The organism is Streptomyces sp. NPDC029836, from assembly GCF_055574495.1.
In genome coordinates, this window is sequence record NZ_JBVHZI010000009.1 from 21782 (window position 1) to 43263 (window position 21482).

The 21482-nt window shown below is 71.3% G+C and carries 21 protein-coding genes and 3 pseudogenes; 10 read left to right on the plus strand and 14 right to left on the minus strand.

Annotated features, from left to right (window positions below):
* Positions 1–255: 255 nt before the first annotated feature.
* From ACZ4XJ_RS24435 to ACZ4XJ_RS24460, 6 genes and pseudogenes are all read right to left on the minus strand, one after another.
* On the minus strand, positions 256–3120 hold the full coding sequence (locus ACZ4XJ_RS24435) for a helix-turn-helix transcriptional regulator (protein ID WP_468497346.1): 2865 nt from the start codon (positions 3118–3120) through the stop codon (positions 256–258).
* 96 nt (positions 3121–3216) lie between these two features.
* Positions 3217–4074, minus strand: a complete 858-nt coding sequence (bdeA, locus tag ACZ4XJ_RS24440) for a bis(hydroxyethyl) terephthalate hydrolase (RefSeq protein WP_468497536.1) — start codon at positions 4072–4074, stop codon at positions 3217–3219.
* Positions 4075–4549: 475 nt separating this feature from the next.
* Positions 4550–4753 (minus strand): annotated as a pseudogene (locus tag ACZ4XJ_RS24445) (hypothetical protein); the annotation flags it as partial.
* An 845-nt stretch (positions 4754–5598) separates the two neighbouring features.
* Positions 5599–6621: a serine hydrolase domain-containing protein gene (locus ACZ4XJ_RS24450; RefSeq protein ID WP_468497347.1), complete on the minus strand. Its 1023-nt coding sequence runs from the start codon at positions 6619–6621 to the stop codon at positions 5599–5601.
* Complete coding sequence (locus ACZ4XJ_RS24455) at positions 6618–6986, minus strand: hypothetical protein (protein WP_468497537.1); 369 nt, start codon at positions 6984–6986, stop codon at positions 6618–6620. Before ACZ4XJ_RS24455 ends, ACZ4XJ_RS24450 begins: the two co-directional genes overlap by 4 nt.
* Positions 6987–7060: 74 nt before the next feature.
* Positions 7061–7648: pseudogene (locus tag ACZ4XJ_RS24460) on the minus strand (hypothetical protein); the annotation flags it as partial.
* Between the two features lie 177 nt (positions 7649–7825).
* Between ACZ4XJ_RS24460 and ACZ4XJ_RS24465 the strand changes: the two are divergent.
* Positions 7826–7996: a hypothetical protein gene (locus tag ACZ4XJ_RS24465; RefSeq protein ID WP_468497348.1), complete on the plus strand. Its 171-nt coding sequence runs from the start codon at positions 7826–7828 to the stop codon at positions 7994–7996.
* Between the two features lie 124 nt (positions 7997–8120).
* Here the strand turns inward: ACZ4XJ_RS24465 and ACZ4XJ_RS24470 are convergent, their stop codons facing one another.
* Both ACZ4XJ_RS24470 and ACZ4XJ_RS24475 read right to left on the minus strand, forming a co-directional pair.
* Entirely contained in the window at positions 8121–9527 is a 1407-nt protein-coding gene (locus ACZ4XJ_RS24470) for a hypothetical protein (RefSeq protein WP_468497349.1), read from the minus strand.
* A 1-nt stretch (position 9528) separates the two neighbouring features.
* Positions 9529–9936 carry a hypothetical protein gene (locus ACZ4XJ_RS24475; protein WP_468497350.1) on the minus strand — a complete coding sequence of 136 codons (408 nt, stop codon included), beginning with the start codon at positions 9934–9936 and terminating at the stop codon, positions 9529–9531.
* A 462-nt stretch (positions 9937–10398) separates the two neighbouring features.
* Between ACZ4XJ_RS24475 and ACZ4XJ_RS24480 the strand changes: the two genes are divergently transcribed.
* Genes ACZ4XJ_RS24480 through ACZ4XJ_RS24490 form a run of 3 tightly spaced genes read left to right on the plus strand, consistent with a single transcriptional unit; the run spans position 10399 to position 12082 of the window.
* The gene (locus ACZ4XJ_RS24480) at positions 10399–10734 is read left to right on the plus strand and encodes an ArsR/SmtB family transcription factor (protein ID WP_319197162.1); all 336 of its coding nucleotides are present in this window, start codon (positions 10399–10401) and stop codon (positions 10732–10734) included.
* Complete coding sequence (locus tag ACZ4XJ_RS24485) at positions 10734–11471, plus strand: cation efflux transmembrane domain-containing protein (RefSeq protein WP_468497351.1); 738 nt, start codon at positions 10734–10736, stop codon at positions 11469–11471. Before ACZ4XJ_RS24480 ends, ACZ4XJ_RS24485 begins: the two co-directional genes overlap by 1 nt.
* Entirely contained in the window at positions 11468–12082 is a 615-nt protein-coding gene (locus tag ACZ4XJ_RS24490; RefSeq protein WP_468497352.1) for a methyltransferase family protein, read from the plus strand. The genes ACZ4XJ_RS24485 and ACZ4XJ_RS24490 overlap by 4 nt, the downstream gene beginning before the upstream one ends.
* A gap of 142 nt (positions 12083–12224) precedes the next feature.
* Here the strand turns inward: ACZ4XJ_RS24490 and ACZ4XJ_RS24495 are convergent, their stop codons facing one another.
* Positions 12225–12647, minus strand: coding sequence for a DUF6223 family protein (locus tag ACZ4XJ_RS24495; protein ID WP_468497353.1), 423 nt, complete (start codon positions 12645–12647; stop codon positions 12225–12227).
* 197 nt (positions 12648–12844) lie between these two features.
* Between ACZ4XJ_RS24495 and ACZ4XJ_RS24500 the strand changes: the two genes are divergently transcribed.
* Positions 12845–13975, plus strand: a complete 1131-nt coding sequence (locus ACZ4XJ_RS24500; protein WP_468497354.1) for a sensor histidine kinase — start codon at positions 12845–12847, stop codon at positions 13973–13975.
* Positions 13972–14631, plus strand: coding sequence for a response regulator (locus ACZ4XJ_RS24505; protein WP_468497355.1), 660 nt, complete (start codon positions 13972–13974; stop codon positions 14629–14631). Before ACZ4XJ_RS24500 ends, ACZ4XJ_RS24505 begins: the two co-directional genes overlap by 4 nt.
* Positions 14632–14955: 324 nt before the next feature.
* Here the strand turns inward: ACZ4XJ_RS24505 and ACZ4XJ_RS24510 are convergent.
* Both ACZ4XJ_RS24510 and ACZ4XJ_RS24515 read right to left on the minus strand, forming a co-directional pair.
* Positions 14956–15318 (minus strand): annotated as a pseudogene (locus ACZ4XJ_RS24510) (transposase family protein); the annotation flags it as partial.
* Between the two features lie 5 nt (positions 15319–15323).
* On the minus strand, positions 15324–16286 hold the full coding sequence (locus tag ACZ4XJ_RS24515) for a hypothetical protein (protein ID WP_468497356.1): 963 nt from the start codon (positions 16284–16286) through the stop codon (positions 15324–15326).
* 271 nt (positions 16287–16557) lie between these two features.
* Between ACZ4XJ_RS24515 and ACZ4XJ_RS24520 the strand changes: the two genes are divergently transcribed.
* Together ACZ4XJ_RS24520 and ACZ4XJ_RS24525 are read left to right on the plus strand one after the other, a co-directional pair.
* Positions 16558–17148 (plus strand): hypothetical protein, encoded by a 591-nt coding sequence (locus ACZ4XJ_RS24520; protein WP_468497357.1) that lies wholly within the window; start codon positions 16558–16560, stop codon positions 17146–17148.
* 175 nt (positions 17149–17323) lie between these two features.
* The gene (locus ACZ4XJ_RS24525) at positions 17324–17644 is read left to right on the plus strand and encodes a hypothetical protein (protein ID WP_468497358.1); all 321 of its coding nucleotides are present in this window, start codon (positions 17324–17326) and stop codon (positions 17642–17644) included.
* Positions 17645–18141: 497 nt separating this feature from the next.
* Here ACZ4XJ_RS24525 and ACZ4XJ_RS24530 read toward each other — a convergent pair whose 3' ends face one another.
* Complete coding sequence (locus tag ACZ4XJ_RS24530) at positions 18142–18657, minus strand: hypothetical protein (protein WP_468497359.1); 516 nt, start codon at positions 18655–18657, stop codon at positions 18142–18144.
* Positions 18658–18704: 47 nt separating this feature from the next.
* Entirely contained in the window at positions 18705–19022 is a 318-nt protein-coding gene (locus tag ACZ4XJ_RS24535) for a hypothetical protein (RefSeq protein WP_468497360.1), read from the minus strand.
* A 289-nt stretch (positions 19023–19311) separates the two neighbouring features.
* Between ACZ4XJ_RS24535 and ACZ4XJ_RS24540 the strand changes: the two genes are divergently transcribed.
* Positions 19312–19707 (plus strand): MerR family transcriptional regulator, encoded by a 396-nt coding sequence (locus ACZ4XJ_RS24540; protein WP_468497361.1) that lies wholly within the window; start codon positions 19312–19314, stop codon positions 19705–19707.
* Between the two features lie 106 nt (positions 19708–19813).
* Positions 19814–20737, plus strand: a complete 924-nt coding sequence (locus tag ACZ4XJ_RS24545) for an NADP-dependent oxidoreductase (protein ID WP_468497362.1) — start codon at positions 19814–19816, stop codon at positions 20735–20737.
* A 331-nt stretch (positions 20738–21068) separates the two neighbouring features.
* Here ACZ4XJ_RS24545 and ACZ4XJ_RS24550 read toward each other — a convergent pair whose 3' ends face one another.
* Positions 21069–21437 carry a hypothetical protein gene (locus ACZ4XJ_RS24550; RefSeq protein WP_468497363.1) on the minus strand — a complete coding sequence of 123 codons (369 nt, stop codon included), beginning with the start codon at positions 21435–21437 and terminating at the stop codon, positions 21069–21071.
* Positions 21438–21482: the final 45 nt, after the last annotated feature.

Below are 21482 nucleotides of genomic sequence, written 5' to 3' on the forward strand. Positions count from 1 at the left end.
ACCGAGGCGTTCTTGCAGAAACGCGCGGGTGAGATGGGCGTATGGAAAGACCGTCCGGCTGAGTACCGTGCATCCGGACGGGTCTCCGCATGTGACACCCGTCTGGGTCATCTGCTTGCAGGCAGTTGGTGGATCGGTGCGGACGGAGGTTCAGTCAGGCGCGAAGCACAGTGACGCGTCCTTCCCGGGGCGCCGTGCGCGGTGGCGGTCGGAGGACCGACCGGGTGGTCGGGCGGGAGCGCGAGGGCGGGGTCCTCAGGGTTGGGCGCCGCCCGTTTCCGCGTGGTGCACGAGCCGGGAGAGTTCCGTCCGCGAGCGCACTCCCAGCAGCGCGAAGACATTGCGCAGGTGGTGGTCGACGGTGCGGGGGCTGACCGAGAGGCAGAGCGCCACCTCACGGTTGGTGGCGCCCTCGGCGACGCTGCGCGCGATGCGCAGTTGCTGCGGTGTCAGCCGGGCCAGGCCGCCTGCCGCTGCGGGGGCGGAGGCGTCACCGGTGGCCCGCAGCTCGGCGCGCGTCTGCTCGGCCCAGGCCGGGGCCCCGCAGCGCTCGAAGGCGACCAGCGCGTCCCGCAGCCGGTTCCTCGCCTCCGCGGGACGGCGTCGGCGGCGCAGCCACTTTCCGTACAGCAACTGGGTGCGGGCCCGCTCGAAGTCGCCGTGCGCCGTGTCGTGCCGGGTCAGCGCCAGAGCGTAGTGGGCGTCGGCGGTGTCGTCCGACGTGGCGACCAGGGCGCGGCACCGGTCCAGTTGCGCCGGTGCTTGCGGGTCGGCGCCCTGGGCGGCCCAGCGGGCGAACTCCTCGACTGCCGCGCCGGCTTCCGTCGTGGCCCCGGACATCACGGCGGCCTCGACGAAGCAGGGCAGGGCGAGCATGCGTACGGCGAAGTGGCCGCGTCCGGGCCCCGGTCGGGTCAGGGGGCCGAGCCGGGCGGCGGCCTCGAAGGGCCTGCCGCGGCACAGGTCCGCGCGCGCCGAGGCCCATTCGGCCAGGGTGACGGTCTGGAGGAGGCCGTGCGGGCGGGCGATCTCCACGGCGGCACCGGCGTGCCCGGCGACGGCGGCCGCGTCGTCCTCGACCGAGGCGACCAGGGCGAGGATGGCGTGCTGACCGGCGGCCACGTTGCGCTGGCCGGCCCGGTGGGCGGCGCGGAGGCCCTCCTGCGCGTGAGCCCGGGCCCCCGCGTGCCGACCGGCGCGCAGCTCGGCGTACGCGAGGTGTTCGAGGATCCGGGGGGTGAGGGCGGCCAGCCCTCTGGCTCGCGAGACGGCCAGGGCCCGGGCGTTGGCCCGACATGCTGCCGGGATGTCGCCGAGTACCAGCGCGGCCACGCCGGCCCGCAGCAGGCGGGTGGGGTCGTCGTCGTGGAGCGCACGGTCGACCACCCGGCGCAGCGCCGGCGCGGCTTCGGTCAGGTGTCCGGCGAGCGCGGTGCGCAGGCCCGTTCGGTAGTCGCGCCGGGGATCGTGCGAGGGGGGCGGGACCGGTGGGTCCGACCGTACGTGCGTCCCGTGTCGGGCCGGGGCGTACGGGACAGCCGCAGACGGCGGCGCCTCGGTGACGGTGAGGTCGTCGGGGAGGGCCGGGAGGGGTGTCTCGGCGAGGGCGGAGAGGCAGGCGTCGGCGTCGCCCGCGGCCCACGCCGCGTCCATCGCTTCCATCCTGGCCTCCAGGGCGGCTTCCGCGTCGGACGGGCCGAGCCGCTCCGCGGCCATGAGCAGCGCCTGGTAGGCGTCCCCGACCGGTCCGTCCCTCAGGACGAGGCTGCCCCGGACGAGTTCCGTGCGCCCGTGCACCGTGTCGGGGGACGTGCCGTCCCGAGTGGCTGCCAGCAGCCGTCGTGCCGTGCGGGAGTGTCCCGCGAGGCGGGCGTACTCCGCCGCGGCGGTCAGGCGTGTGGTACGGGCCTCCTCGTGGGCGGTGAGTTCGGCGGCTCGGGAGAGGGCGGCCGAGCGTTCCATCCCGGACGTCGGCGTGCCGGGAGCGGCCGCTGCGACGAGGTCGGCGGCGAGGGGGGTGTCGGGGCCTTGCGCGGCCAGGGCGAGGTGGAGGAGGTGGCGCAGTCGGTACCGGTCGGCGTCGATGACGGTGGCGAGCAGGGCATGAGCGGCCCGGCGCTGGGAGGACGGCACGCCGGTGTAGGCGGTCCGCCGGAGCAGGGAGCTGCCGAACGTGACGCGGTGGCCATCGTGGTGTACGAGTCTCGCCGTCTCGGCGGGGTCCAGTGCGGCGGGGTCCAGTCCGGCCTCGCGGGCGGCGCGCAGGAGCAGCGCGGCGTCCGCGCCGGCGGCTTCGGGGTCGGTTTCGTGGGCGGCGGCCGCCAGGAGCAGGAGGTGTCGCGTAGACGCCGGCAGGGGGGCGAGGCGGCTGCCGAAGGTGGCCCACAGGGCGGCTCCGTCCACGAGGGGGCGGGGCAGCGGGCGGTGGCCGCCGAGTTCGTCCGGGGTGAGGCGCTGGGCGAGGGCAACGAGGACGGCGGGGTTCCCTTCGGCTTCGGACAGCAGCTCCGCGCGTACGGTCGTGTCCACGGCCGCACCGGTGAGGTCGTGCAGCAGAGTGGTTGCCGCGCTGTCATCGAGGGGGCCGAGGCGGACCAGGGGCAGCCCCGTGAAGTCGGGGTCGTCCGCCCGGTGTTCCGTGATCGTGAGCAGGAGCCCGAGCGGACGGTCCGGGTCGGGGTGTCGCGCCGCCGCGCCGAGGACGGCGCGTGAGGGCGCGTCCCACAGGTGTACGTCGTCCACGCAGACGAGCGGTGGCTCGTCTCCGGGGGCGTACTGCCGTAGCAGTTCGGGCAGGTCGGCCGCCGACGAGCCTCGTCCGAACGCATAGTGTGGCGGCGCCCCGTCCCACTCCTCGGCTGCCGCGCACAGCAGCGCGTGGATGCCGCCGTAGGGGCGGGGGTTGTGCGGGAGGGGGCGGGGGCGCAGCACGGGTCCGACCGTGAACTCGTCGGCGGCCCGGGTCAGAAGAGCGCTGCGGCCCAGTCCCGGCTCCGCGGCGAGGAGCAGTGCCCCTCCGCGTCGGGACCGGAGTTGGTCCGACAGGGCTTCCACGGCTGCCGTTTCGGTCGTCCGGCCGTATATCCGGCAAGGACTTCCCACGGTCGTCTGTCCGGTCACGCCGGTGAGGTTACTTCTGTGTAAACGATGGCGGAAGCCTTGACGCAGCCGGTGGAGGGCCCGAGAGGGCACTGCCTCCACCGGCCGGGGGGGCGTTCAGGAGGTATGGGGGCAGTTTCCCCTGTACTCCTCGATGGTCGGGCCGGGGCTCGGCAGCGGGCAGAGGAACTGTTCGTAGCGGGTGTCGTTGTCGATGAACCGCTTGAGCCACGCGACGCTGTACTTGGCGATGGGGGTGTTGGAGGTGTTCGGAGTGAAGTGCGTGGCGTTGTTGAGTTCCACGTACGCCTTGTCGAGCGAGCTCGGCAGGCTCGTGTAGAAGGGTTCCGAGTGCGTGAGCACGGGTGCGATGGTGTCACCGTCGGCCCCGACCACGAGGGTCGGTGTCTGGATCTCGGGCCAGGACTTGTCGAGGTTCCAGCCGGTGAGCGCGATGGCCGCCTGCAGCGAGGGACGGGACTTGGCGGCTTCCAGCGTTCCGCCGCCGCCCATGGAGTGGCCCATCACCCCGAGTCGGCTGCTGTCGATCCTGGCGCGGACGGCACTGCGCTGGGTCAAGTAGTCGAGGGCGGACAGGAGCTGCCGGCCTCTGCTGTCGGGCCGATCGAGGGTGGTGAGCGTGTCGATGGTCATGACGACGAAGCCCTGGGAGGCCAGTCGTGGGCCGAGCCAGGCCATGGACGACTGGCCGGCGGTGTAGCCGGGTGAGATCGTCACGGCGCCGAAGGTGCCGTCAGCCGTGGTGGTGGGGTAGTAGATGGTGCCGCCGCCGAAGCCCGTGACGCCCAGGGAGGAGACGCTGGTCTGGGACACCGCGTAGGGTCCGCGGACGGCCTCGATGCTCGACGTGGTCGGCGCGGGGCCCCGCTCGTACGGATTGGTGGCGGCCTGGGCACCGGATGCCGTGAACGAGGCGAGCCCGGCGATGGTCACGAGGGCGGCCAGGGCGGACACGAGCGGCCGGAGCCGCGCGCTCCCGACGCCGGTGGGGTCGGCGGACCGGCCCTTCGAGGCGGTGGCGTCGCCGCCGCGGCGGGGTCGGAGCGCGTTCTCGGTGTGTTGCTGATGCACGACGGAGTCGTCCTCTCGGTCGTGGCGGAGCCCGCCCGCCGGTCCCCGGCGACGCGCCGAAGGGGGTGAGGTCCGCCGCTTTCGTTGGCGGGACCACTGTCACGGCGCGTTCGGGAGGAGCACATCGGTGGAATCACCGGTCCCGGCGGCGGGTGCGGTCAGCCGCCGGGCAACCGTTTGCTCAGCAAGGCCTCGCCCGAAGGGGGCTGCGGGGTCGGCTCTCAAGCGAGGTGCTCGGACGCCGGACCCCTCGGCAAGCCGAACACACACCTGCGCATCCGTCATCCGTCCGCAGTACCGGTGCAACTGAACGTGACCGTAGATCAGTTGCACGGTCCCTGAAGCACGAACGGTCAACTCATTTTCGATCACCGGACAGAAAATCATCAGCCTCAGGACTCCGGGGCCGTGAGTGCGAACCGTTTGCCAGGGCGCCGTCCAGCAGGGGCAGCAGGCAGTGCCAATGACGCTGCAAGGCAGCAGGGTTGAATGCATCGGTGTCGAACAGGGTGAACCCGTGGATGGTGCCGGGATAGATCTCGGAGGTATGGCTGACCCCCGCCGGTCTTCGCAGCCCCTACAACCTGGTCACAGACTCCGCCGTCGACTTGGAGCCGGGGCGCCGGGGCGCCGGGGCGCCGGGGCGCCGGGGCGGGAACGGGGACGGAGGCCCGGCTCGTACCGGCCGGGCGCCCAGGCACAGCAGTACGGCCGCCAACCGGGCGAAGACAGACGGTCGAAAGGGAGGAGCGCGGCCAGGGAGACGGCCAACACACAAACCAACAGTTCACAGACTTATTGACGGCACACCGTCACGGAGCGGCGCCCCACCCTCCGAACCGTACATATCGCGTACGAAGGGCGCACAGGGGGCTGCACGGCCGGCACATAGTCGGAGCGGGCCAGGCCCGCTGCCCACTGGTCCCGGGGACGGCAGAGTACTGGCGAACGGATGCGGTACCGCTTCAGGTCAACGGCGTATCCCCGCGGGTGCGGGGAGCAGGCTTCCTGAGCTGGGAGTCTATGTGCGCGGTGGGCTCATATTCGGCACTTTCAGCGACTCCACCAAACTCGGCAAATGCGTCACTTCTTGGCACGAGGCACTCCACGGAACAGCTTCGCCTTCCCTTCCCCAAGAGGTCCGAGGTCGCCGCCACCCCGGTCGGCTCCCCCTGCGGTGCCCGGCCGACGGGAGGCGTCCTCTGGGGGGCGCGTCACCGTCGAGGACAAGCCAGGCGGTCATCCACTTCGCCCGAAGACGCTGAAGGGGTCACCTCCCCAGGCTAGGAACCTGGTCGCCGCTCGTACAGTTCCCCGAAGCACGGTCGAAGCGCCCGACGTCGAGTGGGCAAGGGACCGGCGGATCTCCTGGCCCGCTGGTGCTGTCCCATGGCGGCCTCCCTGGTGTCAGGTGGCGGTGATGGTCTTGCGGGCGAGGGCGCGCAGCGGCGCGATCCGGCGGCGGGCTTCGCCGTGGTAGACGGCGTTCGTCAGGACGGCCAGGTAGCGGCCCGCGCCCGGGTTGAGGTAGAGGCTGGTGCCGGTGAAGCCGTGGTGGTAGGCCACGTTGCCGGGGGCACTGATCCATGACAGCCCTCGGTCGAGGCCGGTCTCAATCGGCGCGAACGGGAGCATGGAGGCGCGGAGCCAGCCGTGGAGTCGGCCGGCGGGGTCGATGAGGTGCTCGGCGTAGCGGGCGAGGTCGCGGGCGGTGGAGAAGACGCCCGCGTGGCCGGCGACGCCGCCGAGCAGGGCGGCGTTGTCGTCGTGGGCCTGCCCCCAGATCCGGGGGGCGCCGGGGATGCGGCGTTCGGTGGGAGCGACGTGAGGGCCGGGGGCGACGGGGCCGTAGGTGGTGTTGGTCATGCCGAGGTCGTCCCACAGGGCGCGGCCGAGTTCGTCGAGGGGGCGGCCGTTGGCGTGGGTGAGGGCCAGGCCTAGGAGGATGTAGCCGCGGTTGATGTACCGGTGGACCCCGGGCTCACCTTCGAGGCCTTCGCGGCAGAGGAGTTCGTGGAGGGGCTGGTCGGCGCCGCGGTAGTGGTCCAGGCGGGTCGAGGCCTTCAACCCGGCGGTGTGGGTGAGGAGCTGCTCGATCGTGGCCTCGCCGCTGGGCGCCGGTCCTTCGATCGGAGGCAGGAAGGCGCGCACCGGGGCGGTCCGGGAGAGGACGCCTGCGTCGAGGGCCTGGCAGACCAGAGGCCAGGTGGCGGCCACCTTCGTGAGGGACGCGATGTCGTAGACCGTGTCCGGGCCGGGGGCGGTGTCGCCGAGTTCGTCGGCGACGTGGCCGGCCGTCAGGAAGCGCGGGGGTTCGCCGAGGGTGCCGAGGGCGATGACGCCACCGGGGGTGGCGCCGTCGGTGACGGCTTGGTCGAGGGCTTCGGTGAGGCGGGCGGTGTCGGTGGACGTGAACGGGACGAGCGTCATCGGCTTCGTGCCTCCGCGGCGGTGGTGGTGATGTCGGCACCGAGCGCAGCCAGGTTGGGCAGCAGGCGGCCGTAGCCTCGGGCCAGGTGGTACATGCCGCCGATCGTAGAGGTGCCGTCGGCCGCGAGGGCGGCAATCAGCAGGGCCGTCACCGCGCGGATGTCCGCCGCCCGCACGTGGGCCGCCCGCAGCCGGGCCGGGCCGTGGATGCGGAAGTCCTGGCCGTCGGCGGTGATGTCGGCGCCGAAGGCGCGCAGGGGTGCGACGTGGGTGTCGCGCCGGGGGTAGACGGCCTCGAAGACGTGGCTGGTGCCGGCCGCTCGGGTGAGCAGGGCGGCGAGTTGCGGGGCGGGGTCGGTGGGCAGACCGGGGTGCGGGCCGGTACGGGCCGCACCGCGCGCAGGCCGCCCGGTCCGACGGCGGTCCGGATGCTGCCGTCATGGGAGGTGAGGATCAGGCCCGCGTCGGAGAGGACTTGGCGCTGGGCCTCAGGGAGTTCGGGCAGGGCGATGCCGTCGAGTTCGATGACGCCGCCGGTCACCGCCGTCGCCATGATCATGGTCGCGGCCTCGGTCCGGTCCCCGGTGACCGTGAACCGGCCGCCCTCGATCCGGTCGGCGCCGTGGACCTGGAGGCCTTCGTCGCCCCAGGTCGCCCGTACGCCGCGTTCGGTGAGGAAGCGAAAGGTTTTGGTGACCTCCGGTTCGATGCTCGGGCTCGCGATCAGGGACTCCCCCGGGATCCGGGCAGCCAGGAGCAGCGCGCTGACCGTGGCGCCGAGGAAGGGCCCGTAGGGAGTGGAGACGTCCACGCGGAACGGGCGCGGCGCGCGGCCCGCGGGGAGGGCGGCGTGAATGCTGCGGCCGTGCTCGTCGACGGTGACCTCGGCGTCGGCGGCCTCCATGGCGGCGAGGTGGCGGTCGATCAGGCGCGGGCAGAAGGCGTCCCCGCCCGGGACGGGGAAGTCCACCTGCCCGGCGCGGGCGAGGACCGCGGCGGCCAGTACCGCGGTCGTGCGGACCTTCACACCGAGGCAATCTCCCAGCAGGCCACGGCACTCGCGGACCGACTGCGCCCCCGTCTGCCCTCAGCCGAAGCGCTCCTGAAGCTTTCCGACGCCACCCTCACCTACAGCACCGCCGCATCCGCCGAGCCCGCCCCGGCACCGGCCCAGCAGGCGCCCGCAACGGCCCCCGAGCCGAGCATGCAGCGCCTCGTCGGCCGGGACGCCCCGCCCCCGTACGCGACCCGCGAGGACGCGATGAGGGCCGCGCAGGACGTGGCGGCACGCTTCCAGGAATGGATCAAGAGTCCGATGGGCGAAGCCGTCGTCGCATCCAGTCACATCCGGGTGGCCGAGTTCCGGCACGCCTGAATGCAACTCCCGCCGCACGACGGCCCGCCCGGCCCGGCCGTCGGCACCTACGGGAAGGTCGGCGAGCGGGCCCAAGCACTCCTCAGGGTCGCCGTGAGCTCCGCCCGTCACGCCCCGGGTGACCTCAAGGCCCTCCAAGGCCTGGCCCAGGCGGCCGAGCAGCACTCCGCCCGCCTGTCGACGACCCTGCCGCCGGGCGCCACCAGGCCGACTCCGGCGGCGGCCACGTCCACCCCGCAGGTCGCGGTGCCCGCTGCCGCGCCCGCCCGTACCTCCCACACGTCGGTGTAGACGTCGCGACCCTCACGGGCACCCCGCGGTACGCCGCAGCTGCCAGCCCACCCGCTCCGCCGGCGTCCGCGAGGATGTCGACCGCAGGCCGGGCCTGCCCCGGGGGTTGCTCCGGTGTCCACTGCGGGCCGAACAGCATCTGGCCCAGCCGCACCGTGCTCGTTCGGGAGATCACCACGGCGGGGTGCGGGTCGGGTGAGGGCATCCGCACGGCCGTCCCCTGCTGGACCTGTGCGTAGTTCGAGGGCGGAAGGTGTGGGTGCTCGCGAGGATCGCCTGTGTCCACGATCGGCCGCCAGCCCTGCGCGGAACTGGTCCAGGACTTCGAGGACTTTCTCAGTGCCATGGCGGCGGCCGTGAGGGAGTTGCGCGCCGTTTCGTCGGCGACGTCCTGCGCGGCGTGCAGCAGGGCGCGTCCGGCCAGCAGGCGTCCCATCTGGTTCCAACGTGAGATCTGGTGCAGGTCCGACCCGCTCATCCGCTGCTCCGCACGATCATGCAGGGCTACGTAGGCGGCGCGGGACAGTCGCTCGCAGTCCTCGGCGAGACGGGCGGTGATCATGTTGCTCGGATCCGCCGCAGAAGCCTGAACCGGTACCACGGGCAGGGCGGCGGGGAACGACTCCAGAGCGGGGTCGACCTCATGCGTCGCACGCCGCGCGTACACGGCCGCGTGATCGAGGGACTCCCTGGCCCGGTCGAAGGCCTCGCGGGCGCCGGGATGTTCGGATCCATGGGTGAGACGCAGTACGACCTGGCTCGACGCCCAGGCGACCTCCGAGTACCGCCGGGCCAGGTAGTCGACCGCCCGATGGTTGCGCAGCAGGTAGGCGTACGGGGTGAGCGGGGCGCGGTCGACACCGAGGTGACTGTTGATGGTGTCGCGCACCGCGCCCAACGCCTGCGCCACCGACGTGATCTGTTCGGCCGCCGGTCCGCCCGTGGCCGGCCCGGCCGGCTCTTCGTGCGGGGCCAGGTAGCGGCGGGCGGTGCCCAGTGCGTCCCGCGCATGCCCCAAGCGGTCGCGAAGGCCTCGTTCGGCCGGGGTCAGATCCCGTTCCTCCGAGGTCGGGGTCGGGGTGTAGGCGCGCGGACCGAGCCCCTTCTGGACCTGTAACAGCACACCGTCGACTTCGCCGACCAGGACGGCCCGGGCGTCGGCGGGGATGGCGAGCGGGGTTCGCGCGACCTCCTGGAGTCTCGCGACACTCACGTCGAAGAGCTCTCCCAACGTCGTCACCTCAGGCCTCCCGGATCCGGGCCGTGGCGGTGGCCGCGCCGGCCGACAGGCCCGCGGCCCGGCGCAGGGATGCCGGATCCGCGTTGGGAGGACAGCCCGCCGACAGGTGCGTCAGCGTTTCACTGACGCGTTCCAGGAGGCGTGCGTACGGGGCAAGGCCGGCGGGTCCGGGCGCCGCCGGCGAGGGAGTGGCCGTCTCGCCGGACGTCGGCAGGGGAAGGAGGTCGCGGGCCTCCATGCACTTCTGCGCGGCGATCATCGCCTGCAGTTCATCGCACCCCTCGTCGAAGGCGATGCGGTCGCAGAGCTCGGCCACCAGGTCCAGGGCATCCCAGACCGCAGCCAGAGCTACGGACACCTCCCCGGAGTCCAGCCGTGAATCGAGCTCCACCAGTACGGACGCGGACATTGACATCCCCTTCCACGGATATGAACGCTTTGATCGTCGCACCCCCGCGACGGCCGGCCGGTGGGCCTGTGGACAAGTTGGACCCTGTGGATAACCCGGTCGTTGTCGAAGCCCGACGCGGAGTCGTTCCCCTCACCGACCAAGATCGAGCACCGCGCCGAGGACGGCAGTGGCGTCGCATTCAGGGCACGCCCGAACGCCGGCCGGCCAAGAGCACTCACTGGCCGCGTCCGAACCGTCCTGTCCGAGGCTGTGCGGCGGCCTCACCGGCCGGTCAGGAACGCCGGCAGGGCGGCATCGGTCTCGCTCGGATGGGTTTCTTAGGCGATCCGCACCCCGTTCACCCTCACCGACTCCACGCCCTGCCTCCTCCGCAACTGCCTGCCGTTCAGGGCAGGGTGCCCGCCCCCACCCCCAGAGTCCATGGTTTCCTGAATCCAGAAATTCCTGTACTGTCGAGGTGTGCTGACAGTCGCCCCTGACATCGAGGTGCTGGCCCGCTTCGGCCGCGCCCTCGCCGATCCGATCCGCTGCCGGATCCTGCTCGCCCTGCGCGAGGCGCCGGCCTACCCCTCCGATCTCGCGACAAGCATCGGCGTCTCCCGGACGCGGCTTTCCAACCACCTCACCTGCCTGCGGGACTGCGGCCTGGTCGTCGCGGTGCCCGACGGCCGGCGCACCCGTTACGAACTGGCCGACGCCCGCCTCGGCCACGCGCTGGACGACCTGCGCCAGGCCGTCGTGGCGGTCGAGCACGACAAAACCTGCCCGGACGCGGACACGAAGGGCTGTTGCTGATGGCCTCCATATCCCTGGGACCGTCCCCGGCACGCCGCGAGGCCCTCACCCGCCGGATACGGCTCCTGGTCGCCGCGACGATCACCTACAACGTCGTCGAGGCGATCGTCGCGATCACCGCCGGGACGATCGCCTCCTCCACCGCGCTGATCGGCTTCGGCCTCGACTCGATCATCGAGGTCTCCTCCGCCGCCGCGGTCGCCTGGCAGTTCTCCGCCCGCGACCCCGCCCTGCGCGAGGAACGGGAGGGGACCACCCTGCGGATCATCGCGGTGTCCTTCTTCGTCCTCGCCGCCTACGTCGCCTTCGACGCCGTCCGCGCCCTGGCCGGCGCGGGCGAAGCGCGGCCCTCGTTCCCCGGCATCGCCCTGGCCGTCCTGTCGCTGGCGGTCATGCCGTTCCTGTCCGCGGCCCAGCGCCGCGCCGGGCGTGAACTCGGCTCCGCCTCCGCGGTCGCGGACTCCAAGCAGACCCTGCTGTGCACCTACCTCTCCGCCGTCCTCCTGGTGGGCCTGATCCTCAACGCCACCCTCGGCTGGTCCTGGGCAGATCCCCTCGCTGCTCTCGTCATCGCCGCAATCGCCATCAAGGAAGGCCGCGACGCCTGGCAGGGCAAGGGCTGTTGCGCCCCTTCCCCTGGCTCCTCGGGTTCCGGCTCGGTCCCGGCCGGAGGCGACGCGTGCGGCTGCCGGCCGGGCTGTGCCTGCTGCGCCCCGAACGCGGAAGGCGGCAAGTGAACGGCTGGGCCTGGGCGGCGTTCGCCCTCTACCTCGCCTGGGCGGGAACGGCCTTCGGGATCCGGGCGGTCCTCCAGCGGCGTCGTACCGGCGACGCGGGCTACCGCGGGATCTCCGGCCGCCCGGGCACGGCCCCCTGGTGGGCCGGGATTCTCTTCGCCGCCTCCCTGCTCGGAGGCGCGGCGGCCCCGGTTGCGACCCTGACCGGGCTGCCCGCCCTCGTCGGCATCGAAGAGCCGGCTGTGCACTGGACGGGGTTGCTGATCACCTTGGCCGGGATGGCACTGACTCTGGCCTCCCAGACGAACATGGGTGCCTCCTGGCGGGTCGGAGTGGACGCGGGCGAGCGCACCGCGCTGGTCACCGGCGGCCTTTTCGCCCACGTCCGTAACCCGGTCTTCACCGCCATGGTCTTCACCGCCGCGGGCCTGGCGTTGATGGTGCCGAACTGGATCGCCGTCCTCGCGCTGGGCGCCTTGGTGGCCTCGGTGCAGTTGCAGGTCCGCGTTGTCGAGGAGCCCTACCTGTCGACCGTCCACGCGGAGGCCTATGACGCCTACACGGTCCGGACCGGCCGGTTCCTCCCCGGCATCGGCACACGAACGGTCTGACCCGGCAGCGAGTGGAGTTTGGACGGGGCAGCCACCAAGGCCACCCGCTGCCGCTCACTGCGGGTCGGCCGCGTCCCGGTCGTGCAGCGGCCTCACGCCACCGGGCAGGTCTTCCTCGAGCCTCGCACACGAATCGTGGTGGTCAACGGGTGCGGCGGGAGCGGGTCAGCGCCCGCCCGCCCAACGCTGTGCCGGCCAGCCCCAGCAGCAGGGCCACATAGGCTCCGCCCAGCCCGTTGCCGGTACCGAGACCACCGTCGGCGGTGGCCGCGACCAGCCCGCCGAGAGCTATGGCGATCAGCCCCGCGACCACGGACACCGAGGCCCCGAGCGACCCGTTGGCGGTGCCGAGACGACCGGCGGGCCGGGCCAGCGCCAGTACGGCGACGACCACGGCGACCAACCCCAACAGCCCGCCGGTGGTGGCTCCGAGCCTCCCGAGGCTGAAGTCGGTGACACCGGCGGCGACCGGCTGGACCGAAGCGTGCGCCGCCGCCGGTGTGGCAAGACCGAGGCCTGCGAGCAGGGCGGCAGGGGCGGCGGCGATCAGGCGACGAGCGGACATCAGGATGCTCCTTCTCTTCCCACGACTGGATGTGGTCCGAGCATGTCGGCCGGGCCCCAGGCCGGTCGTCCAGCAGCCGCAGGCACTTCGCACTACCACGGACGCGGCAGGCACCGCGGAACTACTGCGGGCGCGGTAGTCGGGCGCTCGTCCGCGAGCGGGATTCGTCCCCGACGGCCTCCGGCTACGGTGCGCGCATGAGTAATCGACGGTTCCACGTTCGAGCCGGTGTCAGAGACTGGCTGATCGCCGTCGGTGTGGCGGGGGCGCTGCTGGTCACCGGGGTGTCCGGGCAGGAGCATTCCGCCGGGGGCCTTGACCTGTTCGGCTACGCGTTGCTGGTGGTCGGCGGCTTGGCGCTGGTGGCCGGGCGCCGGGCTCCGGTTGCCGTACTGGCGGTCACCGGGCTGTGCGCGGTGGGCTATCGGGCGGCAGGGTTCGACGTGGCTGCCGTCGCGTTCCTCTTCGCGGTGTACGCGGCCATGCGGGCGGGGCAACGCGGCGTCACGGTGGCAGCGAGCGTGGCCGTGCTGGCCGCGCTTCCCCTCGCGGCCCTTGCCTCGGGCCTGCAGGACACGGGCGAGGCGTTCGCGCAGGCCCGCGGCGCCCTTGAAATAGCCTGGCTGGTCGCGGCCGGGGCGGCCGGTGAAGCCCTCCGGCAGGCCGAGCGGCGCGCGGACGAAGCCGAGCGCACCCGGGAGGAGACCGCACGGCGCCGGGCCGACGACGAGCGGCTGCACATCGCGCGGGAGTTGCACGATTCGCTCACGCACCAGATCTCGGTAATCAAGGTGCAGTCCGAAGCCGCCGTCCACGTGGCCAGGAAGCGGGGGGAACCGGTCCCGGAGGCCCTGCTGGCGATTCGGGAGGCCGGCCGGGAGGCGTCCCGGGAGCTGCGCGCCACCCTGGAGGCGCTCCGCGACGACGACACCAGCCCACCGCACGGCCTCGACCACGTCTCCGAACTGGTGGAACGGGCCGGCAAGAGCGGTCTGCGGGCGACGCTGACGATCCAGGGCCATCGGCACGACGTTCCGGCCGCGGTGGGCCGCACCGTCTACCGGATCGTCCAGGAGTCGCTGACCAACATCGCCCGGCACGCGGACGCCACCACGGCATCGGTTCGCATCGACTACCGCCCCGACGTCGTCGCCCTCCGGGTCGATGATGACGGCAAGGCCCTGCTGAACACCGCCCCTGTGCCCGGCATCGGCCTGCTTGGGATGCGCGAACGCGTTACCGCCCTCGGCGGCCGGCTCCGGGCAGCACCGCGCGACGAGGGCGGCTTCACCGTCCAGGCCGAACTCCCCGTGGAGCGAACCTCGTGATCCGTGTCCTGCTGGTCGACGACCAGCCCCTCATCCGCAGCGGATTCCGAGCGCTCCTCGACCTCGAAGACGACATCGAGGTCGTGGCCGAGGCCGCCAACGGGCTGGAGGGCCTGGAGCTCGCCAGAGTGCATCTACCGGACATCGCGCTCATCGACATCCAGATGCCGGTCCTCGACGGCATCGAGACGACCCGGCGCATCGCGGCCGACCCGGCGCTGACCGGCATCCACGTCGTCATCCTCACCAACTACGGCCTGGACGAATACGTCTTCGACGCCCTGTCCGCCGGCGCCGCCGGATTCCTCGTCAAGGACATCGAGCCGGAGGACTTCCTGCACGCAGTACGGGTTGCCGCGCGCGGCGATGCCCTGCTTGCGCCCTCGATCACCCGCAAGCTCATTCACCGGTACGTCAGCCGGCCGCTCCCCACCACCACTCAGCCGGCACTGGAAGAACTGACCAGCCGCGAATATGAAGCCGTCGTACTGGTAGCACAGGGCCTGTCCAACGACGAGATCGCCGAGCGCATGGTGATCAGCCCGCTGACCGCGAAAACCCACGTCAACCGGGCCATGACCAAGCTCCACGCCCGCGACCGCGCCCAGCTCGTGGTCCTCGCCTACGAATCCGGGCTGGTAACCCCGGGCTCCTGACATCCAGTCAGTAATACCCGGGGACCGCATACGGCGGCTGCCGTTGTCACGAAGGCGCGTGAGGCTGGGGGTCACGGGCAGCGAGGTAATGGGTCCAGCTCTCGTTGGCATAGCCGGCCCAGCGGTTGGCGCTCCAAGGCCTGGCCCCGGCGGCCGAGCGGCACTCCGCCCGCCTGTCGACGACCCTGCCGCCGGGCGCGACCAAGCCGACTCCGGCGGCGGCCACGTCCACCCCGCAGGTCGCGGTGCCCGCTGCCGCGCCCGCCCGTACCCGGTCGCATATTTGATCATCTGGTCGTACTGCTGCATCACAGAGCTTCTTCGGCGTTGCAGCTTCAATGTGAGGACGGCCGTGGCGATTGACGTCACGCGGTCGGGACCGCATGGGGACCTGCGGAAGATCCGCCAGGACTTCAGGCGGGCGACGCCGCGCTCGACGGGTGCCAGAGTGGCGGCCAGGGCGCGGTTGCGGCTCTTCGCAGTGGGGGTCAGTTCTTACAGGGGCCTGCGTTTGATGCCCGTGGTCAGCCACGGACCGGCGCCCTGGTAGGCGAGATCGGCCACGATGGGAACGCCCTGGCGCTTGCGGATGCGGATGATCCGGTGGGTGCGGGTGGCGGTCAGGTGGTGGGTGCGGCCTGGCAGGGCGGGCGAGAGCCACAGCAGCCGGCCTGAGACGTCAGACATCTCGATCAACGGCCCGGGGGCCTCTCTCGCCTCGCTTCACGGACCGTCACTCGATCGGTGGCCACATCGAGGAAGCTCACTGCCGCATGCCCGGCCGGCGCCCGGTAAGCAAATTCGGTGGGGACGTGGGCTCGGGGCACGGGCCGTGACGGAGCCCGCACCTGACCGGCTGACACCCACTTCAGCTCCTGCACGAGCGCCTGGTGGGCTGACGCATCGAGCAGGGCACGCGGAACAGGCGTGTTCGTACGTCGGGCCACCTCGATCAGCTTGCCCGCGGAATCCTGCTCGGCGCCCATCACGGTCTCGTAGGCGGAGACGAGCGCCTCCACCTGCCGCGGGTGTACCGGGTAGAACTGCCGGGCACGGTCCAGTTGTCCCGGGCGGTGCTCGGCAGCATTGGTCACCAGGCCGGCGCCCGCCCGTTTGACCGTCCACGGAGCAGCGACAGCCATCTGCCATCCGGACGCGGGAAGCCGGTACAGGGAGGCCGCCATCGCGCCCAGTCCGTTCGCGTCGGCAAGGATGTCCGGGGCGGGCCGAGCCGCCCCGGGCGGCTGATCCGGCGTCCACTGTGCACCGAACAGCAGCCTCCCCACACGGACCGACGCCGTATGCGAGATGACCACAGCGGGGTGCGGATCCGTCGCCGGGATGCGCGACGCCTGACCGGACCGGACGAAGGCGAGGCCCGGCGGTGGCAGCGGCGGATGTGCGCGCGGATCGGAGATGTCGACGACCCGGTTCCAGTTGCGGGCCGCAGAGTCCCAGGCGCGGGCCGAAGTGCGCAGCGCCCCCGCCGCCTCGACCAGTCCCGCAGCCACGTGGCCGTCGGGGACGCTGTCCGCCACGTGACGCAGTAGCCGACCCGTGAGCATGCGCGTCATCGCCGTCCACTCAGACAGCTGCTTGAGGTCGGACCCGCCCAGCCTCTGCTCCGCACGGTCGTGCAGCGCCTCGTAGGCCACGCGGGAGAGCCTCTCGCTGTCCTCCTCCAGCCGAGCCGTGACCGCACTGGTCAAGGTCGGAAGGCGACGTCTGTACGGGCTTCACGGCGGGGGCCAGGGGGAAGGAAGCCAGAGCCTGATCGGCCGAGGGTGCGGCGGTGCGCGCGTGTACGGAGGCCCGACTCAACGAGGCACGGGCCGCCTCGAAGGCCTCGGCGGCGCCGGGATGCTCAACCCCTTGGGCGAGCCTCGACACGAGCTGCCCGCCGGCCCAGGCCACCTCGGAGTACCGGTGTGTCAGGTAGTCGAACGCCGCCTGGTGGCGCAGCAGATAGGCGTACGCGGGAGACGCGTCGCCCGCAGCAGACCCGCATGGCAGAAGCCGCCGGCCCGCCGTGCGGACTTCTGGGACCGACCCGACGGGGACTGGGGCATGGAGCCTCTGGCCGGCAAGGAGGCCCTGGAGCGCCGCCGGCACGCGAACCTCTGTTACCTGATGGGCTCGCAGGCATTGGCCCGAGGAGACCTGGACATCGCTGAGAGCCGGCTCGGAGTGGCAACCGGAGAGCAGCACCCCGGCGCGTGGTTCCGCTACGCGGTCGTGGTGCTCAGGATGGGGCCGCGCGTCTTCGGGGGTGATGGGGCGCACGCCTGGCTGTGCTTCCTCGTCAACTCGGCGGCGGACGCCGGGCACAAGGACGCGGAGCGCCTGCTGCCGCTGCTACGTGACCCCTCCGCCGAACTCCATTCCTGCGGAGACGGGGATGGGGACTGGGACGACCCGGAGTTCGGGCCGGAGATCCTTGCGGCCCTGCGGCAACCGGTCACCTGGCGGAGCCCCGAACCTCCGGTCGGCGAGGCTTTTTCTGGGGCGACAAGGTAGGAGGTATCCCGAGCGCGGGATTGCCGACCGACGTATTCCAAGCGCGGCAGCCGACATCGAGCAAGCCGACGTCGGCGCCAATCTCCCCGGCCGCTTGAGGAGGCCGGATCGCTCAGAACAGGGCGTCCCAGTCGAGAGTGTCCTGCGGCGACCTGGTGAGGGCGGTGTCCCGCTCATGGCCCCGACGAGCGATGCCGGCTACGTCCGGCCCGCGCTTGCGGCCGCCCGCGCGGGCACCCTCGCGCGGGCGGCCGGGTTGAGCCGCGACTTCGATGGGATCGTCGCGGCGAACGCACTGATCGCCCCGGATGACGACCACGACCCCGAAGGAGGTAGCACCGCCTTCGAACGGGCCCAGGTGGCCGCCCTGCTGGCCCAGGCACACGAACACCTTGAGGGCTGGATCAGGCTCCGCTGCCATCCACGACGAACCACGGCCGACCGGCTGAGGTACGTGGCTTTGACCAGAAATAGGAGTTTCAGCGAAGGTGAGTAAAACCAAGGCTTGCTCCACATAAACTCGCAGCTCAGCAAGCCTGCTCCCCGCACCCGCGGGGATGGTCCCGGTGACTTCTACCTCGACACCACAGCATGGAACTGCTCCCCGCACCCGCGGGGATGGTCCCAGCCGTCCCCCACCACGGTGCTGGACCTTCTGCTGCTCCCCGCACCCGCGGGGATGGTCCACGAGCGTGTACCGCTCCGCCAGCACCACCGTCCTGCTCCCCGCACCCGCGGGGATGATCCCGGCGCCCTGCTGAAGGCCGCGCCAGAAGGCGGCTATTCCCCGTATGGCTTTGCTGGTGAGTTTCAAGAACGTCTGATGCTCAGCGGCAGGGACGCCCGGTTTCAGGGAGAGCCGAGTTTCGAACGAGCGCGCGTGCTGAACAACAGCCGGTCAGCTGAACCGCCCACGATGCGGTCGCCTCAGGCAGGATCACCATATGACGTTCCGTAGAGGATGGGCTCGGCGTCAGCGTCCCGGGCCGATGTCTAGAGGTAGTAGAAGAAGCGGACCCACCAAGTCGGCTCGCCCGTCCATACCCAATCGGTGTGAACTCCGTCGTAGCGACGCTGGAGGGGACGCTGCTGAACCAGGACGTATCCGAGGTCGGACAGTGCGGTTTCCACACGGATGCGGTCCGCTTGGGAGATCGCGCCATCGGCAACTGCTTCGTCCAGGTCCCCATGCAGGTCGTCATTCAGCCCGCCCGATGCCAGCGTCGTGATGCTGGCGAGATCGCCGTAGTTGCTGAGCCGGATACCGAGGTGGCCCCCCGCTTCAGTCGCCTGCGCGTCTATACCCGTGCTGAAGTAACTGGAGGCGTCCTGAGCTGGGCTGACGGGGCAGGGAAAGCCGAACTCGCGTGTCAATCGCTCGGACAGCTTGCCGGCTCGGGCCTCCGCCCGGGCGTAGTCGAACCCGTCTGGAAACTCCATATGGTGCGGGCCTGGCATCCGGTCCAGCCGCCGCAGAAGGTCCAAAGTGCGCTGATCCCCATCGCTCATGTGTCCGGTATACATCTCTCCGGCTGTGCGGCGGAAACCCGCCCCTGTCATGCGCGGCTCAGGAACAGGTACTGAACAGGAACCGCAGCTCGGCGGCCCGAAGCTCGTACCCGAATCCAGTCGGCAGGCATGCAGAAGCGTGCTGCGTCGGCAAAGTAGTCGGTGCAGCCCACCACGACGAGGCGACCCGAAGCAAGGTGGAGACTGGCTTCGACGACGTGGTCGAAGTCCTCCCTGTCATCGGCGGGCTGTTCCGCGAGGACAAGGAAGCTGACTGTCACGGTGACGTTGACGGCGGTGTCTATGGCCAGGGCGCCGTCGGTGACGCCGAGCCCGTCCCAGGACGGTCTGTTCGGTCCATGCATCGCCGAAGTCGCCTTCGGATTCCTTGTCCATGACGTGGATCTGGTGGTAGTCCGCGAAGAGTTCAAGGTTTGTCGCCACGGGTGCATCATGGCTGCTGCCCGAGGAAGGCAGGGTGGCGGGGCGGGGTGTCGGCATGCTGAGGGAGAAGTGACTCAGGCATGTACGGACGGACGAAAATTGTGCTCGGTCGCGGGGCCGGGACGGCGACCCTGCGGCGGTGGGGTGTCCGCAAGGTCCATGACTCATCGGCGGTCTGAACCTGGAGGCCGCCGACGTAGGCTCTCAAGGATGCGGATAGGCGAGTTGTCACAGCGCACGGGCGCGAGTCCGCGCTCACTGCGGTACTACGAAGACCAGGGACTGCTGACCAGCTCACGCTCCGATGCGGGGCAGCGTCACTATTCCGATGCCGCGGTCCAGCGCGTGTCGCTCATCCGCCAGTTGTTCGACGCGGGGTTGTCCAGCCGGGTGATCGCGACGGTGCTGCCGTGTGTGGACATCCCGGATGACCTGGACGTCGCCGAGGAGACGTTCACGGCGATGACGCGCGAGCGCGACAGGATCGACGCCGACATCGCGCACCTGCTCGAGACCCGGAACGCACTCGACGTGCTGATCGGGGCCAACAGCCGGCACCGGGCGGAGCTTTCCACGGCCCCGGAACCGGCGGCGCGGTCGACCTGACGCTGTGACCTGCGTCTCAGCCGGTTGCCCCTGCCACCAATGTCAGCGGTGAGGATGGCGACAGCGCCCGGAGGCACCGGGTTGGTCATACGAGAGGCGGCGGACGATGGGGCAGGCATGGGGTTTTGGCAGGTACGGCGGGCCCGAGGTGCAGGAGTTCTTCGGTCGACCCGATCCCGTACCCGGTCGCGGTGAGGTACTGATCCGGGTCGACGTCGCCGGCGTGAATCCCCTCGACCACGTTCTGCGCTCAGGTCTGGTCGACGGGCTCGACGGCGGGCGTCCGTTTCCCCGCGTGCTGGGCATGGAGGCAGCCGGAACCGTTCTCGCCCTGGGCGAGGACATCGACGGGCTCGAGGTGGGCGACGCGGTCTTCGGCTTCGCACTGACCGGTGGCGGCACCTACGCCGAGACGACGGTGCTGTCCGCGCCGAACACCGCGCGCATCCCGGCGGGTCTGTCGGCGACCGTGGCGGCAACGCTGCCGGTGGCCGGGACGACCGCGGTGGATGCGCTCGAACAACTCGGCCTCCCGGCCGGCGCCACGGTCCTGGTCAACGGGGTCGGGGGCGGGGTCGGCCTCGCCGTCGCCCGGCTGGCCATCGGGCGCGAGCTGCGCGTGATCGGGACCGGGAGTACCGGCAAACGCGAGCACGCCGAGGGCATCGGGGTGCGGTTCATCGACTACACCGCCGAGGACGTCGCCGCCGCGGCACGCGAGCTGGTGCCGGACGGCTTCGACGGGATCGTCGACCTGGTCGGAGGCACCTCGCTGCGGACGGTCGCTCCGCTGGCCCGGGATCCCCGCAACGTCATCGCTGTGGGTGATGCGTCCGTGCCCGATCTCGGTGGGCGCTTCGTCGAGCGTCGCATCGACCGCGAGAACCTGGAGCGGTCGGCCCGGCTGGCCCTCGACGGAGTCCTCGCACCCGTCGTCACCGCGGTCCATCCGCTCTCCGACGCGCCGGCCGCCCTCGCCGCCGTCGAGAACGGTCACGCCTCGGGGAAGGTCGTCATCAAGGTGGCATGAGAAGTACCGGTTGCCTGCGACGTCCGACGGTCCTTTGAGGGCCGACGAGAGTCCTTGGCCAGCGCATCATCGAGCGACCACGTTGACCTGTACGGGGTTGAACCGTTCAGGCGTACGCCGACACGGGGTTGTCGTACGGGCGGGCCGCCTGCCGGGTGATCCGAAGGCGAATGCCCGCCGGCTTGGAGGGGTTCCGGCTGATTGCTGCAGTTCAGGCGGAGGTGCCGGAGCTGATCGTGGAATCGGAAGCGGCGAAGCGATGAAGCGACGGCGACGAGTATCCCGGGCCGGCGTCCTGGAGTGCCTCACGCCGGTTGATCCGGCATCGCGGCTACGCCGCTTCGGCCGTTTGGGGGGCTTCGGTGTCTTCGGTGGGGCGGGCTTGCCGCTTCAGCCGCATGCGGCACTCCACCAGGGTGTCGGCAGAGACGCTCTTCCAGTGGGGGTGGTCGACCACTTTGATCGACAGTTCCCGGATCTCAGCCCACATGCGGTCGACCGTCGCCTTCTGCTCGTCACTCCACCCGGGGCTGTCGGGCACGTCCCCGCGGTGAGAGTAGCGCTCACCCCGCGCCCAGCCCTTCATCGGCTCCACGCTCCATGGCAGGGCCGCCAGATAGGTGCGGTGCTCGGCGTGGGCGCGGTGGAGGCGCTCCTGCAGTTGGAGGAGGTCGTTGGGGAAGGAGCTCTGGGCGGTCACTCTTGAATCGTAATTCTGTTCGATTATGAAAGGGAAGTCGACGCT

Bases quoted from the DNA above. Each gene is read 5' to 3' on its own strand.
- ACZ4XJ_RS24525 (WP_468497358.1), top strand. From the start codon at position 17,324: ATGGCCCCGACGAGCGATGCCGGCTACGTCCGGCCCGCGCTTGCGGCC.
- ACZ4XJ_RS24495 (WP_468497353.1), bottom strand. From the start codon at position 12,647: ATGTCCGCTCGTCGCCTGATCGCCGCCGCCCCTGCCGCCCTGCTCGCA.
- ACZ4XJ_RS24545 (WP_468497362.1), top strand. From the start codon at position 19,814: ATGGGGCAGGCATGGGGTTTTGGCAGGTACGGCGGGCCCGAGGTGCAG.
- ACZ4XJ_RS24535 (WP_468497360.1), bottom strand. From the start codon at position 19,022: ATGCATGGACCGAACAGACCGTCCTGGGACGGGCTCGGCGTCACCGAC.
- ACZ4XJ_RS24450 (WP_468497347.1), bottom strand. From the start codon at position 6,621: ATGACGCTCGTCCCGTTCACGTCCACCGACACCGCCCGCCTCACCGAA.
- ACZ4XJ_RS24540 (WP_468497361.1), top strand. From the start codon at position 19,312: ATGCGGATAGGCGAGTTGTCACAGCGCACGGGCGCGAGTCCGCGCTCA.
- ACZ4XJ_RS24475 (WP_468497350.1), bottom strand. From the start codon at position 9,936: ATGTCCGCGTCCGTACTGGTGGAGCTCGATTCACGGCTGGACTCCGGG.
- ACZ4XJ_RS24500 (WP_468497354.1), top strand. From the start codon at position 12,845: ATGAGTAATCGACGGTTCCACGTTCGAGCCGGTGTCAGAGACTGGCTG.
- ACZ4XJ_RS24465 (WP_468497348.1), top strand. From the start codon at position 7,826: ATGCAGCGCCTCGTCGGCCGGGACGCCCCGCCCCCGTACGCGACCCGC.
- ACZ4XJ_RS24530 (WP_468497359.1), bottom strand. From the start codon at position 18,657: ATGAGCGATGGGGATCAGCGCACTTTGGACCTTCTGCGGCGGCTGGAC.
- ACZ4XJ_RS24485 (WP_468497351.1), top strand. From the start codon at position 10,734: ATGGCCTCCATATCCCTGGGACCGTCCCCGGCACGCCGCGAGGCCCTC.